At 60.2% G+C, this 364-nt stretch carries 1 pseudogene; it reads right to left on the minus strand.

The features are described from left to right. Positions 1 to 125: 125 nt before the first annotated feature. A pseudogene (locus tag QWI17_RS10535) lies at positions 126 to 364 on the minus strand (serine O-acetyltransferase); the annotation flags it as partial.

Genomic DNA, 364 nt, shown 5'->3' on the forward strand with positions numbered 1-364 from the left:
CACGGTACTTTGCAACTCGATACCGTCGCTGTGCACACGCGTTACTTGCTTATTGGCAGCGGCCAGGTATTGATCCTTGTAATACAGTTTTTCGGTATTGCGCAGAACTTCGTAATTCAGAGCATTCATGACTCGAGTACCACCTGCAATGATGTTTTGACCTGCACCCGGGCGGCGGCAGGGATGTCTTTGGTAACGATGCAGCCCGGCCCGATGAAGGCGCCGTCACCAATGTGGATAGCCCCTAGCACGCTGGCGAACGCGCCGACCTGAACCCGGTCGCCCAGCGTCGGGTGGCGGGGGCTGGAAGGGTTGCCGCTGATGCCGCGGGCCCCCAGGGTGACGCCGCCGAGCACGTAGCAGT

Origin of the sequence: Gilvimarinus gilvus, assembly GCF_030518155.1 — a bacterium.
In the GTDB taxonomy this organism is placed as follows: Bacteria; Pseudomonadota; Gammaproteobacteria; order Pseudomonadales; family Cellvibrionaceae; genus Gilvimarinus; species Gilvimarinus gilvus.